Source organism: Kosakonia sp. SMBL-WEM22 (assembly GCF_014490785.1).
Classification (GTDB): domain Bacteria; phylum Pseudomonadota; class Gammaproteobacteria; order Enterobacterales; family Enterobacteriaceae; genus Kosakonia.
This window is the reverse complement of the sequence record NZ_CP051488.1, coordinates 4,341,779-4,356,096: the sequence shown is the minus strand read 5'-3', so window position 1 is coordinate 4,356,096 and position 14,318 is coordinate 4,341,779. Positions and strand designations below refer to the sequence as shown.

Sequence of the window (14,318 nt, the reverse complement as noted above, 5' to 3'; positions counted from 1 at the left end):
ATCTTTCAAAAAAATTGCCTAAGCAGAAAATACAAACGGGCGATCCCAGGATCGCCCGTGCTAGCAAGCAAGTGACGCTTTAGCGCGGCGCATTGACGGTGGATTTCACCATCCGCCACAGGCTCCAGGCACCGAAACCGCGTCTGGCCCAGCGCACCAGCATATTAGGATGGCGAACGGTCCAGATCGCCATTGCGCTACTGCCTACCAGCGCCCATGAGCGCAGGCTTAACAGCGTGTTCCAGCCGCGATCGTAAGCGCCGGTGGCCTCAAGCCAGTCACGACGCCCGGCGGTAAGATCCAGACGTTGCTGCTGGATCATGCTGAGCAATTGCGCTTTACGCTTCAGACGTTCGGCTTTGCTGCTCACGATTTATCGTCCTCCAGCAAGGCGCGATCGTTCGACAACTCCTGACGCGTATGACGCAGCAGTGTCGAGGCCCGCGCTTTACGCAGTGTTGAGATGCCGCCTATCAGCGCCAGTACCAGTAACACTACGGTGGTTGCAATCATCACATTCAAGCGATATTGCGGATCGACGGCCCAAATAATTAGCACCATCAGACTCATCAGGCCAAATGCGGCAAAAAGCATGGTCAGCCCCACCATCAGGAGCAGCTGGAATAAGTTGGCTTTCTCTTCTTCAAGCTCAACCACCGCCAGCCGCAGGCGGGTCTCAACCATTTCAACCAGAATGGTCAGCATACGCTGACCAATCCCGAGCGCGCTTTTGCCAGGCCCTTGCGCGTATCGTGAATCCGCCATATCAGCGACGCGACATCAGAACGCCTAACACCACGCCGATTGCGGCGCCGATGCCAACGCTGGCCCACGGATTATCACGCACGTACTCATCGGTACGGGCAGCAGCTTCGCGGGTCTGACGAGCAATAACATCGCCGGTGTCGCCCAGACGATCGCGGCTGTTACGTAGCGCTTTTTCCGCTTTGGTACGCAGCTTGCTCAGCTCTTCTTTCGATTTTTCACCAGAATTACCCAGCACTTCTTCCAGGGTATCCGCCAGCGATTTCAACTCAGCGCGCAGATGGTCAGCATTATCTTTCGACATAATTCTCTCCAGGTGAGTGTGTGGTCATTTCCATTTAAATCAGTAGTCACGCGCTTCAAGAGATTTCAGCTCCTGCTGAGCCTCTTTCAGCTTGTGCTCTCGCTTGTGTATCTTGTCCGCATCGCCTTTCTCTTTCGCTTCGCTCAGGTCGCGACGGCGCTCGGCAATCTCTTCTTTCTGTTCAGCGATTTTCTTTTGATGCGCAGCGCGCAGTTTCTCATCAGAACAGCTGGCGCGAACTTCGCGCAGGGCTTTATTCAACCCGTCAATACGGCTCTGATTGTTATGCTTTTCGGCATAGCTGATTTCGCGTTGGATCTCATGCTCTTTGTCCTGACAGGGTGAAGCAGCATGGGAAAGCGCGCTAACGGAAAAAAGAGCCAGCGCCATAGCGATACGGTTTTTCATAATCGATAACCTTCCGTTGTTAGCTGGCGAAACAGGGTACGCCAGCATCCAGTTACGTAATGTGAACCCTGGTCCCGTTACTCAAGCATAGTTAAGTAACGGCTAAACACCAAAGTTAGTGAAAAGATTCAGAATCCTGGAGAGATTATCCGAATCGATGTGTGCTGTTGCGCAGGCGGTTAAGCCACGCAGAAGTTTGGGTGTCGGCATCATCCTGAGCGGCAATGACGTATCCCTGAGGAAGAGTGCGATCCAGCACGGCTTTGGCTGCTGCGCTCTGCTCGCTGGAGTCGAATTTTATCAGCAGGGTATCATCCTGCGGAGTGATGCTTTTAAAGTGGATACCATTGGCGTCGAGATGGTGCCAGATGGAAAAACCATCCGGCACAGTGATATTTTGCGTCAGTGGGCGGATCGCAAGCGTCGACTCGCGATTTTGCACCGCCGTCCAGGCGAGAAACAGCACGCAAAAAAGCGCCGCAGCAGTGAGGCTTGTTAATACCCAGCGCAGAAATGGCGCACGCAGTTCCATTGTCGTTCAACTCCGATTGCTATGTTTTTTCTTCCATAACACTACCAGCGAGCCGACCAGGCCAATCACCAGCAGCACCACCGGAAGCAGCATCAAACAGGACATCAGCGCATCTTCATACTTTTTAAACACCGGCGTGATGCCCAACAGGTAACCCAGCGTTGTCAGGATCAGCACCCACAGCAGGCCGCTCATCCAGTTGAAAAATTGAAAACGCGTATTGCTCAGACCAGAGAGCCCGGCAATAGTTGGCAACAATGTGCGAACAAAGGCGATAAAGCGCCCAACTAACAGCGCCGAGAGCCCATGTTTATGGAACAGATGGTGCGCGCGCTGGTGGTAGTGGGCCGGAAGATGCGAGAGCCACTTCTGCACCAGCCGCGTATTACCGAGCCATCGCCCCTGAATGTAGCTCAGCCAGCAGCCGGTGCTTGCGGCGACGGTAAGCAGCAGCAGGGTTTGTGGATAGCCCAACGCACCTTTGGCAATCAATACGCCAACCAGCACCAGCAGACTGTCGCCAGGCAGGAACGCCGCTGGCAGCAGACCATTCTCCAGAAATAAAATGACAAACAAAACGAAATAGAGCATGCCGATCATGCCAGGCTGCGACAGCGTCTCAAAATCCTGGCTCCAAAGGGCATGAAGTAACTGGCTTAAAAGTTCCATTCGGTGTTCCTGGTACATCGGTTTACGTCACGTCTGCTACGTACGAAACAGCACGGCGATACGTTCTCATACATTATGGTCGCTCGTGGCACATCCGGTGCAGGGGTCATCCTGGTGAGACGCTGTGAGCAAGCGCTGACTCACACAGAAGCGAAATGCATCTAATTGTAACAAAGGCTGAAGTAATGCGTCAGTCAGAAAAGCGCTCAGAGTTGATTTTGCCGGGGGAAGGCGGAAAGAGGCGAGGGTATTTACACACGCTGACACTCTATACTTTTCACTTACCCAAAATTCTTACAGGCGCAGTGTAAGTGTGCGCCTACAGAGGATTTTTTATTTCGTGCCGGTGGCCGCCGTATCGAGGTGTACCACCGGGTTTTCGGCGAAAAGATAGCGATCGGCGTTAAACTCGAAGTCGTCGCTGGTTTCGTTAAAAAGCATCTGTTTGGTGTTCTCAAGATGCTGCCACATCGCCACTTTTGCGCCGTGGGGATCTTTGCGGATCAGCGCTTTCAGGATCTGGTCGTGATCGTCACACCAGTTATCGACGGTGCGCAGGTCGATATGGTCATGCAGCTTTTTCCAGTAAGGGTTATGTACACGCTGCGTCCACATCTTTTCTACGATAGCTGCCAGGGCCGTATTCTGTGTCGCCAGCGCCACCTGCACGTGGAACTGCAAATCCCACTCGGAGTCGCGAAAGCACTTCTCTTTGCGCGCTTTGTCCTGAATCTCCATCAGCTTCATGATGTCCTGCTTCGTCACTTGAGTGGCGGCGAACTCCGCAATATTGCTCTCAATTAGCTGGCGCGCCTGCAGCAGCTCAAAAGGGCCATAGCTGGCGAACTCAAGATTCTCATCAGGCGCTTGTGTATGACGAGCCTGGCTGGAGATGACATGAATGCCGGAGCCTTTACGCACTTCGACATATCCCTCCACTTCGAGCATGATTATCGCTTCACGCACCACGGTCCGGCTGACGCTTTTCTCATCGGCGATAAAGCGCTCGGCGGGCAGCTTCTCCCCAACAAGATAAACACCTTGCTCAATCCGGCTTTTAAGCTCGGCGGCAAGTTGCTGATAGAGACGTCGTGGTTCGGAGATTTCCATACAGGCTCCAGAGGAGAGGGCAATATTGGGATTTGTTATACCACTTTTAGCGTCTTCTCACCATTGTCAATAACGAAAAAGCCGCCCTCAGGCGGCTTTAAATAGTTTTAAAAAAAGCGGGGCTAACTTTGTGCGGCGGGCGAGCCGACCGCCTGCTCTTTTGCTACCTCTTCGGCGGATTTGTTTTTCAGCACCGTCCAGATGAGCACCGCACCCATCAGATCAAACAGCGCCAACACTGCGAACAGCGGGCTAAAGCCGATGGTATCCGCCAGCGCACCGACCACCAGTGCGAACATGGTGCTTGCCATCCATGCCGCCATCCCGGTCAGGCCGTTGGCAGTTGCCACTTCGTTACGACCAAATACGTCGGAAGAGAGTGTAATCAGCGCGCCGGAGAGAGACTGGTGCGCAAAGCCGCCGATACAGAGCAGGCCAATTGCTACATACGGGCTGGTGAAGAGACCAATCATGCCTGGGCCAATCATCAGTAGCGCGCCCATGGTGACCACCATTTTACGCGACACAATCAGGTTCACGCCGAAGATGCGCTGGAACAGCGGCGGCAGATAACCGCCCACGATACAACCAAGATCCGCGAACAGCATCGGCATCCAGGCAAACATCGCAATCTCTTTCAGGTTAAAGCCATACACTTTGAACATGAACAGCGGGATCCAGGCGTTAAAGGTACCCCAGGCTGGCTCAGCCAGAAAACGCGGCAGCGCGATACCCCAGAACTGGCGGGTGCCAAGGATCTGGCGAACGGACATTTTCTTGCCGTTGTTAGTCTGGTGCTGTGCTTCCTGACCGCCAATGATGTATTCGCGCTCCTCTTCACTCAACTTTTTCTGATCGCGCGGGTGTTTATAGAAGATGAGCCAGGCCATCGCCCAGATAAAGCTCAGTACGCCGGAGATAATAAACGCCATCTCCCAGCTGTGCATAACGATTGCCCAGACTACCAGCGGCGGCGCAATCATTGCGCCAATCGATGAACCGACGTTGAAGTAGCCGACGGCGATGGAGCGCTCTTTTGCCGGGAACCACTCAGAGGCCGCTTTCAGGCCAGCCGGGATCATCGCTGCTTCAGCGGCGCCCACGGCACCGCGCGCCAGTGCTAGGCCGCCCCAGCTGCCTGCCAGTGCGGTTGCGCCGCAGAAGATAGCCCAGGTAATCGCGAAGAAGGCGTAACCAATTTTGGTGCCCAGAACGTCGAGGACGTAGCCTGCAACTGGCTGCATGACGGTATAGGCCGCAGAGTAGGCCGCGATGATATACGAATATTGCTGAGTCGAAATGTGCAACTCTTCCATCAACGTGGGAGCGGCTGCCGCTATGGTGTTACGTGTCAGGTAGCCAAGCACGGTGCCGACCGTCACCAGCGCTATCATATACCAACGTAATCCTTTGATTTTACGCATGTAAACCTCATCGTTATGTTATTACCGCTTGCGCGGACACCCTTCGCTCGCATCGGAGGGTGGAAACGGGAGGGCGTAACCGGAAGAGGTTCCGCTACGGCCCAAGCCTGCCATCAGTAAACGTTCTGTTTGTAAGTCGGCGTCCGTACCGTTAATTCCGATTAATGTCTTATCGGGAATGCATTCCGTCGGGTTATCAATTCGACGGCAGCAAGATAACTTGTCATACAACTTGAAAAGGTGAGTGACATCACAAAAGCGTTTTTCTTTGTGTGGTCTTTAACTTAGGCGCGGAGAGCCAGATTTGGCGCGGCCTGGCGAGGTGTTTAACGAATTAGCGTGTCAGTTTTTGTCTGCTTTTATTGATCCAACTCACGAAAATACCTTCGGTCTATAGAAATTGGTGTGATAACTTTGACAGCATTAAGGTAGACATCAGACGCACTCGTTGAGAGGAAGACGATAATGACCCCGTTTATGACCGAAGATTTCCTGCTAGATACCGAATTTGCCCGCCGTCTGTACCACGACTACGCCAAAGACCAGCCAATTTTCGACTATCACTGCCACCTGCCGCCGCAGCAGATCGCGGAAGATTACCGTTTCAAAAACTTGTATGACATCTGGTTGAAAGGTGACCACTACAAGTGGCGCGCGATGCGTACTAACGGCGTGCCGGAGCGTCTCTGTACCGGCGATGCCTCCGATCGCGAGAAGTTTGATGCCTGGGCAGCGACCGTACCGCATACCATAGGCAACCCGTTATACCACTGGACACATCTTGAGCTGCGCCGCCCGTTTGGTATCACAGGTAAACTGCTGTCTCCTGCAACGGCTGATGAGATCTGGGAACGCGGTAACCAACTGCTGGCGCAGGACGCCTTTTCCGCGCGCGGTATCATGCAGCAGATGAATGTCAAAATGGTCGGCACCACCGATGATCCGATTGATTCACTGGAGCACCATGCGGTGATCGCCAAAGAGAGCTCTTTTGGTACCAAAGTGCTGCCGAGCTGGCGTCCGGATAAAGCTTTCAATATCGAGCAGGCAACTTTTAACGACTACATGGCGAAACTCGGTGAAGTCTCCGATACCGAGATCCGCCGCTTTACCGATCTGCAAACCGCGCTGACAAAACGTCTCGATCACTTTGCCGCGCACGGCTGTAAAGTTTCTGACCACGCGCTGGACGTGGTGCTGTTTGCCGAAGCCTCTGAATCAGAGCTCGATGCCATTCTGGCGCGTCGCCTGGCGGGTGAAACGCTGAGCGAAAAAGAGGTGGCGCAGTTTAAAACCGCGGTGCTGGTGTGGCTCGGCGCGGAGTATGCCCGTCGCGAATGGGTGCAGCAGTACCACATTGGCGCGCTGCGCAACAATAACCAGCGTCAGTTCAAGCTGCTCGGGCCGGATGTCGGCTTCGACTCCATCAATGACCGTCCGCTGGCGGAGGAACTCTCTAAGCTGCTGAGCAAGCAGAATGAAGATAATCTGCTGCCGAAAACTATCCTTTACTGCCTGAACCCGCGCGATAACGAAGTGCTGGGCACCATGATCGGCAACTTCCAGGGGGAAGGCATGCCGGGCAAAATGCAGTTCGGTTCCGGCTGGTGGTTTAACGATCAGAAAGATGGCATGGAGCGTCAGATGACCCAGCTCGCACAGCTCGGCCTGCTCAGCCGCTTTGTCGGCATGCTGACTGACAGCCGCAGCTTCCTCTCTTATACCCGCCATGAATATTTCCGCCGCATCCTCTGCCAGATGATTGGCCGCTGGGTGGAAGCGGGCGAAGCCCCGGCGGACATTCAGCTGCTGGGCGAAATGGTGAAAAACATCTGCTTTAACAATGCGCGTGATTACTTCGCGATTGAACTGAACTAAGGCCGTTTGAGGTTGATATGCAATACATCAAGATCCATTCGCTGGATAACGTCGCAGTAGCGCTGGCCGATCTTGCTGAAGGCGCGGAAGTCGTTATCGACAACCAGACCGTACAGCTGCGCCAGGCCGTATCACGCGGGCATAAGTTTGCGCTGCATACCATTAAGCAGGGCGAAAACATTGTTAAATATGGCCTGCCGATTGGTCATGCGACGTCAGATATCGCGTCGGGCGAGTACATCCATTCCCACAATGCGCGAACAAACCTCAGCGATCTGGACGAGTATAGCTATCAACCTGATTTTCAGGCTGAGGGCAGCCAGGCGGGCGATCGTGACGTGCAGATCTACCGCCGGGCGAACGGGGAGGTAGGGATCCGTAATGAGTTGTGGATCCTGCCGACGGTCGGCTGTGTCAATGGCATCGCCCGTCAGATCCAGAATCGTTTTCTGAAAGAGACCCATGACGCCGAAGATATCGACGGCGTCTACCTCTTCAGCCACACCTACGGCTGCTCACAGCTCGGCGACGACCACATCAACACGCGCACCATGCTGCAAAACATGGTGCGCCATCCCAATGCAGGCGCGGTGCTGGTGATTGGCCTCGGGTGTGAAAACAACCAGGTTGACGCCTTCCGCCAGACATTGGGCGAATTTGATGCTGACCGCGTCCACTTTATGGTCTGCCAACACCAGGACGACGAAGTGGAAGCGGGGCTTGAACACCTGCATGCGCTCTATGAGGCAATGCGGCACGATAAACGTGAGGTAGGTAAACTGAGCGAGCTGAAGTTTGGCCTGGAGTGCGGCGGCTCTGACGGGCTTTCCGGTATTACCGCAAACCCGATGCTCGGCCGTTTCTCCGATTATGTCATTGGCAACGGTGGCACCACGGTGCTAACCGAAGTGCCGGAGATGTTCGGCGCTGAACGCATTCTGATGAGCCACTGCCGCGATGAAAGTACCTTTGAGAAGACCGTCACCATGGTTAACGACTTCAAACAGTACTTTATTGCCCATAATCAGCCGATTTATGAGAACCCGTCGCCGGGCAACAAAGCGGGGGGCATCACTACGCTGGAGGAGAAGTCGCTGGGCTGTACGCAGAAAGCGGGTGCCAGCCAGGTGGTTGATGTGCTGCGCTATGGCGAGCGCCTGCAAACCCCCGGCCTTAATCTGCTAAGCGCGCCGGGCAACGATGCCGTGGCAACCAGCGCGTTAGCCGGCGCCGGCTGCCATATGGTGCTCTTTAGCACGGGTCGTGGGACGCCCTACGGCGGTTTTGTGCCGACGGTGAAAATTGCCACTAACAGTGAGCTGGCAGCGAAAAAGAAACACTGGATCGATTTTGATGCCGGTCAATTGATCCACGGCAAAGCAATGCCGCAGCTATTGGAGGAGTTTGTCGATGTGATTGTGGCGATTGCCAACGGCAAGCAAACCTGTAATGAGAAAAATGATTTCCGTGAGTTAGCCATCTTCAAAAGTGGTGTAACTTTATAAATCGCACTGAGAAGTGCAGTAAGCAAAGCGGCGCTACCCTGACAGCGCCGCTTTTTTTTCGCTTGTCCGCCGGTTAGTTACGTAACGCGTTCTTCACCAGCCGCTCATCTTCCGCCTGGCACACCGCGGCGGTAAACAGCACATCGGTAGAGGAGTTGAGCGCGGTTTCACAGGAGTCCTGCAACACGCCGATGATAAAGCCGACCGCCACCACCTGCATGGCAACATCGTTGGAAATACCAAACATATTACATGCCAGCGGGATCAGCAGCAGCGAGCCGCCCGCCACGCCGGATGCGCCGCAGGCACAGAGCGACGCCACTACACTCAGTAGCAGCGCCGTCGGCAGATCGACAGCAATGCCCAGTGTGTGCACCGCCGCCAGCGCCAATACGGTAATGGTAATCGCTGCGCCCGCCATATTAATGGTCGCTCCCAGCGGGATGGAGACCGAGTAGGTATCGCGATCAAGATTGAGTTTTTCACACAGCGCCATATTGACCGGAATATTCGCCGCTGAGCTGCGGGTAAAAAATGCCGTTACGCCGCTTTCACGCAGGCAGGCAAAGACCAGCGGGTAGGGGTTGCGGCGGATCTTCCAGTAGACCAGCAGCGGGTTGATTACAAGCGCGACAAATACCATGCAGCCCACCAGCACCACCAACAGTTGCGCATAGCCCAGCAGCGCGCCGAAGCCGGAGGTGGCAAGCGTCGAGGAGACGAGACCGAAAATGCCAATCGGCGCAAAACGGATCACGATCCGCACCATAAAGGTGACGGCGCCAGACATATCCTGCACCATCTTTTTGGTCGTCTCACTGCTGTGACGCAGAGCAAAACCCAGCCCGACGGCCCACACCAGGATACCGATATAGTTTGCTTCCATAATTGCCGTTACTGGGTTGGCGATCATGCTGGTGAGTAAGCCCCGTAGGACTTCCACAATGCCGGAAGGCGGCGTGACGTCGCTGGCTCCGGGGGCTAACTGCAAAGTGGAGGGGAAGAGGTAACTGGCCAGCACGGCAGTGAGCGCTGCGGTGAAGGTACCCAATAAATAGAGCACCAATACCGGGCGCAGGCGTGTCTTCTGCCCCTGCTGGTGCCCGGCAATAGACGCCATCACCAGCATCAATACCAGTACCGGCGCAACGGCTTTTAAGGCGCTGACAAACAGCGTACCGAGAATACCGGTGGCGATAGCGGCAGGCGTTGAGATCCACGCCAGTAAAATCCCCAGAACGAGACCAAAAAGAATCTGTTTCACCAGACTGCCATCAACGAAACGTTGCAGCAGCCCTGACGAGCGGTGCGTTGTCATGCCATTTTCCTTTCATGTTGTGGAATTACATCCCGCTGCTCTTTTAAGCAGAGCTTTATCAGGATGTAACAATTGTTTGCTGAATGGAGTATATGAACTCTGCGGCAACAGGGAAGAGCGGCAAGCGTACTTTTACGTGCTGGGGCGGCTTTTTGAGTATTGATGTTAGCGTTTTGTGACAAAGACAACAGGCGCGATAAATCGCCGCTCGCCGGGGTGGCAGAGCGGCGATTTACAGCTTACGCGCGGTTTTTCTTGTCGTTCTGGTAGTTAACCCAACTATTAATCAGCAGCGTCAATACCAGGATGCCACCCACCACGCCAAGGGAGATAGCGATCGGGATATGGAAGAAATCGACAATCAGCATTTTGATACCGATAAACACCAGGATCACCGACAGACCATATTTGAGCATTGAGAAGCGCTCCGCCACGCCCGCCAGCAGGAAGTACATCGCGCGCAGGCCCAGAATGGCAAACAGGTTAGAAGTCAGGACGATAAAGGGATCGGTAGTAACGGCGAAGATCGCCGGAATGCTGTCGACGGCAAAAATCACATCGCTCAACTCCACCAGGATCAGCACCAGTAGCAGCGGCGTGGCATAGAGCAGACCGTTTTTGCGCACAAAGAAGTGCTCACTTTCGATGCTATCGGTCATGCGCAGATGGCTACGCAGCCAGCGCACCACCGGTTTATCTCCAATACCCTTATCATCCTCCTTCGCCAGCGCCATCTTTACGCCAGTAAAGAGCAGGAAGGCACCGAAAACGTAGAGCAGCCATGAGAACTGGGTAATCAGCCAGCTACCAGCGAAGATCATGATAGTACGCAGCACGATCGCCCCGAGTACGCCATAGATCAGTACCCGGCGCTGCAAGGCCGCAGGGACAGCAAAGTAGCTAAACAGCATCAGCCAGACGAAGACGTTGTCTACCGCCAGCGCTTTTTCAATCAAATAACCGGTTAAAAATGCCAGCGCCTGCGTATCCGCGACCGCGCGCCCTTCGGTTTGCGTCAGATACCACCAGAAGGCGGCATTAAACAGCAGCGACAGGCTAACCCACACTACTGACCAAACGGCCGCCTGCTTCATAGTCATCGTATGCGCGCCGCGACGCCCCTGAAGCAGAAGGTCGATCGCCAGCATAACCACCACGGCAACGGCAAAAACGCCCCATAACATCGGTGTGCCAACACTATTCATCACCAGATCCTCACGCAAACAAAAACGGCCAACGTCAGAAGACGTTAGCCGCTTGCCTGGTGCAGGGGGATCTCGCCTTCCGGCAAGGTCTCACTTACGTCAGTAATGACGCCCGGCGACCGGGTGCTTAACGCACCGTAATGACGATCCACCGGCGAAGAAGTTACTCCCCTTTGCTGGTAACAAATTATGTCAACACATTGAGCTGGTCAATGTGTCGCCAGCGCTTCTTACGAAGCTTTACGCAGGGAGCTGGGCGCTGACATCATCGGCTGGGAAGACGACGCCGGTCTGGCGGCGGATCTCCGTTAGCAGTTTTGCCGTAATACGGCTGATCGCAAGCCCCGGATGATTGACCTCATTCTCCTCCACCAGCCGCGCGAAGGTCTCGGCTTCATACAGCATAGTGTTGATATGCTGCGGCTGCGTCAGCTCCTGCGCTTTGCCGCCGCGCGGGATGAAACAGAGTTTCTGGCACTCGGAGATCTTCTCAATCACCAGCGAGCCAGCTTCACCCTGAATCTCACTCGCCAGCACCGAATCGCTCACTTTCGAGTGGTGCAGCGTGACGCTGAAATCGCCGTAATTCATCACCACCACGCCGTGCGCGTCGACGCCGCTGGAGAGCAGGCTCGCCGACGCCTGCACGCTATGCGGTTCGCCCCACAGCGCCACCGCCGAGGCGAGACAGTAAAAGCCGATATCCATAATCGACCCGTTAGAAAATGCGGGGTTGAAGGTGTTGGGGTTTTCGCCGTCGAGAAAACGCTGGTAGCGGGACGAGTATTGGCAGTAGTTGATGAATGCTTTACGCAGCTTGCCCGCTTTCGCCAGCGACTGTTTCAGCACCAGGAAGTTTGGCAGGCTAGCGGTTTTGAAGGCTTCAAACAGCACCACCTGATTTTCACGGGCGCAGGCGATGGCGGCTTCCACTTCGCGCAGGTTGGAGGCCAGCGGTTTTTCGCAGATCACATGCTTTTTATGGCTGAGAAACAGTTGTGTCTGCGCAAAGTGGAGGGCGTTGGGGCTGGCAATGTAGACGGCATCAATCGCATCGCTTTGCGCCATCTCCTCAAGCGAGGTAAAGAGGTGCTCGACAGGGTAGTCGGTGGCGAAGGTTTGCGCCTGTTCAAGGCTGCGGGAATAGACGGCGGTGAGTCTGTATTTGCCCGTTTCATGGGCGGCATCGACAAACTGGCGCGAGATCCAGTTCGTCCCTATGACAGCGAAACGTATCATAAAGGCGCTACTTCTCCGTTAAAGGGTTGCGCTGTCACTCTATCACGTCAACATGACAAAACCAGTGCGCTGGCACGCATGCTTAGCGCAAGGCGAGATGGGTCAACCAGAGCCTGGTATCGAACTCGAGCTGGTGGTACTGCGGCTCCATATGACAGCAGAGCTGGTAAAAAGCTTTGTTATGCTCCTTCTCGCGCAGGTGCGCCAGTTCATGCACCACAATCATGCGCAGAAAGGCTTCCGGCGCATCGCGAAATACGGTGGCGACGCGGATCTCCGCTTTCGCTTTCAGCTTGCCGCCCTGCACGCGGGAGATGGCGGTGTGCAGGCCAAGGGCATTATTGAGCACATGAATTTTGCTGTCATACATCACTTTGTTCACTGGCGCGGCGTTACGCAGGAACTGGTTCTTCATCTCTTGCGTGTAGTGGTAGAGCGCTTTATCGGTGGTGACACCGTGGCTGTCAGGGTAGCGTTTTGCCAGCACCTCGCCCAGACGGTTCTGCTCAATCAGCGTATGTACCTGCGCCAGCAGGGATTCAGGATAGCCCTGAAGATAGGTGAGGGTCTTCATGGTGAAATGTGTTTACATCCTTACGTAATTGAGCGATAAAACGCGCGAATTTTAGCATTGCGGAGGGTCGATGAGCCAGGTTGAGTTAAACGGACAGTCATTCACTTTAGACAGATTCCCTGTCGGCGTGGAAGAGGCGTCGCTACAGGCGTGGGATGCAGCGGATGAATATCTTCTGCAACAGGTGGATGCGGTCGATGGCCCGGTTCTGATCTTCAACGACAGCTTTGGCGCGCTGGCCTGTGCGCTGGCGGCTCACCATCCGGTGTCGATTAATGACTCCTTTATTGCCGAGCTGGCAACGCAGCACAACCTGCGCATTAACGATCTCGATGAAGAGGCGGTCACCTTTCAGGACTGCCTTAGCCCGCTGCCTGCCAATCCGGCGTTAGTGCTGATCAAAATACCAAAGCAGCTGGCCCTGCTTGAGCAACAGCTGCGCGCGCTGCGCGATGTGGTTACGCCGCAGACGCGGATTATCGCCGGTGCGAAAACCCGTGATATTCACAATTCGACGATGGCGCTGTTTGAGAAGATCCTCGGCCCGACCACCACGACGCTGGCATGGCGTAAAGCGCGCTTGATCAACTGCACCTTTAACGCCCTCGCGCTTGTCGAAGCGCCCCTGCTGGCAAGCTGGAAGCTGGATGGCACCCCCTGGACCATTCACAACCACGCGAATGTTTTTTCCCGCAGCGGGCTGGATATTGGCGCACGCTTTTTCCTGCAACATCTGCCGGAAAATGTTGAAGGCGAGATGGTCGATCTCGGCTGCGGCAATGGGGTGATTGGTTTGCAGCTGCTGGCTAATAACCCACAGGCGCAGGTGCTGTTTGTTGATGAGTCGGCCATGGCGGTCGCCTCTTCGCGCCTGAACGTGGAGAGCAACCTGCCAGAGGATGTGGAGCGCTGCGAGTTTATGATCAATAACGCCCTCTCCGGTATTGAGCCGGATCGTTTTGATGCTGTGCTCTGTAACCCGCCGTTCCATCAGCAGAGCGCCATCACCGATCACATTGCCTGGCAGATGTTTAACGATGCGCGCCGCAGCCTGAAATATGGCGGTGAATTACGCATTGTTGGTAATCGCCATCTCGACTATTTCCGCAAGCTCAAACGCGTGTTCGGTAACTGCGAAACCGTGGCGACCAATAATAAATTCGTGATCCTCAAAGCGGTTAAAGTGCGTAAAAAGCGCTAACCGCCCGCGCCATCAGGGGTTTTGCCGGATGGCGGCTCACGCCTTCTCCAGCCTACAACTTCTCAAAACCTGTAGGCCTGATAAGCGCAGCGCCATCAGGTGCTTTGCCGGATGGCGGCTTACGCCTTATCCGGCCTACAAATTCCTGAACCCCGTAGGCCTGATAAGCGCAGCGCCATCAGGCAT

Annotated in this window: 15 protein-coding genes; 3 read left to right on the top strand and 12 right to left on the bottom strand. The window is 54.9% G+C overall.

The window, feature by feature from the left end:
• Positions 1 to 79: 79 nt before the first annotated feature.
• From HF650_RS20880 to HF650_RS20845, 8 genes are all read right to left on the bottom strand, one after another.
• Positions 80 to 370, bottom strand: coding sequence for a YqjK-like family protein (locus tag HF650_RS20880; protein WP_187800208.1), 291 nt, complete (start codon positions 368 to 370; stop codon positions 80 to 82).
• Positions 367 to 765: a phage holin family protein gene (locus HF650_RS20875; protein ID WP_034813644.1), complete on the bottom strand. Its 399-nt coding sequence runs from the start codon at positions 763 to 765 to the stop codon at positions 367 to 369. The genes HF650_RS20880 and HF650_RS20875 overlap by 4 nt, the downstream gene beginning before the upstream one ends.
• Before the next feature lies 1 nt (position 766).
• The gene (locus HF650_RS20870) at positions 767 to 1,069 is read right to left on the bottom strand and encodes a YqjD family protein (protein WP_023480772.1); all 303 of its coding nucleotides are present in this window, start codon (positions 1,067 to 1,069) and stop codon (positions 767 to 769) included.
• A gap of 39 nt (positions 1,070 to 1,108) precedes the next feature.
• A complete protein-coding gene (locus tag HF650_RS20865; RefSeq protein WP_187800207.1) occupies positions 1,109 to 1,477 on the bottom strand; it encodes a DUF1090 domain-containing protein in 369 nt (122 codons plus the stop codon).
• A gap of 145 nt (positions 1,478 to 1,622) precedes the next feature.
• Positions 1,623 to 2,009 carry an EnvZ/OmpR regulon moderator MzrA gene (gene mzrA / locus HF650_RS20860; protein WP_187800206.1) on the bottom strand — a complete coding sequence of 129 codons (387 nt, stop codon included), beginning with the start codon at positions 2,007 to 2,009 and terminating at the stop codon, positions 1,623 to 1,625.
• A 6-nt stretch (positions 2,010 to 2,015) separates the two neighbouring features.
• Positions 2,016 to 2,678 carry a DedA family general envelope maintenance protein YqjA gene (gene yqjA, locus HF650_RS20855; protein ID WP_023481014.1) on the bottom strand — a complete coding sequence of 221 codons (663 nt, stop codon included), beginning with the start codon at positions 2,676 to 2,678 and terminating at the stop codon, positions 2,016 to 2,018.
• A gap of 333 nt (positions 2,679 to 3,011) precedes the next feature.
• Complete coding sequence (gene exuR / locus HF650_RS20850; RefSeq protein WP_187800205.1) at positions 3,012 to 3,788, bottom strand: transcriptional regulator ExuR; 777 nt, start codon at positions 3,786 to 3,788, stop codon at positions 3,012 to 3,014.
• A 122-nt stretch (positions 3,789 to 3,910) separates the two neighbouring features.
• Positions 3,911 to 5,212 carry an MFS transporter gene (locus HF650_RS20845; RefSeq protein WP_187800204.1) on the bottom strand — a complete coding sequence of 434 codons (1,302 nt, stop codon included), beginning with the start codon at positions 5,210 to 5,212 and terminating at the stop codon, positions 3,911 to 3,913.
• A 465-nt stretch (positions 5,213 to 5,677) separates the two neighbouring features.
• On the opposite strand from HF650_RS20845, the gene uxaC reads away from it, so the two are divergent.
• Both uxaC and HF650_RS20835 read left to right on the top strand, forming a co-directional pair.
• A complete protein-coding gene (uxaC, locus tag HF650_RS20840) occupies positions 5,678 to 7,090 on the top strand; it encodes a glucuronate isomerase (RefSeq protein WP_187800203.1) in 1,413 nt (470 codons plus the stop codon).
• Between the two features lie 17 nt (positions 7,091 to 7,107).
• On the top strand, positions 7,108 to 8,595 hold the full coding sequence (locus tag HF650_RS20835; RefSeq protein WP_187800202.1) for an altronate dehydratase family protein: 1,488 nt from the start codon (positions 7,108 to 7,110) through the stop codon (positions 8,593 to 8,595).
• A 73-nt stretch (positions 8,596 to 8,668) separates the two neighbouring features.
• On the opposite strand, the gene sstT is transcribed toward HF650_RS20835, so the two are convergent.
• The 4 genes from sstT to HF650_RS20815 form a co-directional block, all read right to left on the bottom strand.
• Complete coding sequence (gene sstT, locus HF650_RS20830; protein WP_187800201.1) at positions 8,669 to 9,913, bottom strand: serine/threonine transporter SstT; 1,245 nt, start codon at positions 9,911 to 9,913, stop codon at positions 8,669 to 8,671.
• A gap of 239 nt (positions 9,914 to 10,152) precedes the next feature.
• Positions 10,153 to 11,118 carry a TerC family protein gene (locus HF650_RS20825; protein WP_187800200.1) on the bottom strand — a complete coding sequence of 322 codons (966 nt, stop codon included), beginning with the start codon at positions 11,116 to 11,118 and terminating at the stop codon, positions 10,153 to 10,155.
• 240 nt (positions 11,119 to 11,358) lie between these two features.
• Positions 11,359 to 12,357 carry a Gfo/Idh/MocA family oxidoreductase gene (locus HF650_RS20820; protein ID WP_187800199.1) on the bottom strand — a complete coding sequence of 333 codons (999 nt, stop codon included), beginning with the start codon at positions 12,355 to 12,357 and terminating at the stop codon, positions 11,359 to 11,361.
• An 82-nt stretch (positions 12,358 to 12,439) separates the two neighbouring features.
• Positions 12,440 to 12,931, bottom strand: coding sequence for a M48 family metallopeptidase (locus HF650_RS20815; RefSeq protein ID WP_023480715.1), 492 nt, complete (start codon positions 12,929 to 12,931; stop codon positions 12,440 to 12,442).
• Between the two features lie 70 nt (positions 12,932 to 13,001).
• Here HF650_RS20815 and rlmG point away from each other — a divergent pair, with 70 nt between their 5' ends.
• Positions 13,002 to 14,132 carry a 23S rRNA (guanine(1835)-N(2))-methyltransferase RlmG gene (rlmG, locus tag HF650_RS20810; protein ID WP_187800198.1) on the top strand — a complete coding sequence of 377 codons (1,131 nt, stop codon included), beginning with the start codon at positions 13,002 to 13,004 and terminating at the stop codon, positions 14,130 to 14,132.
• Positions 14,133 to 14,318: the final 186 nt, after the last annotated feature.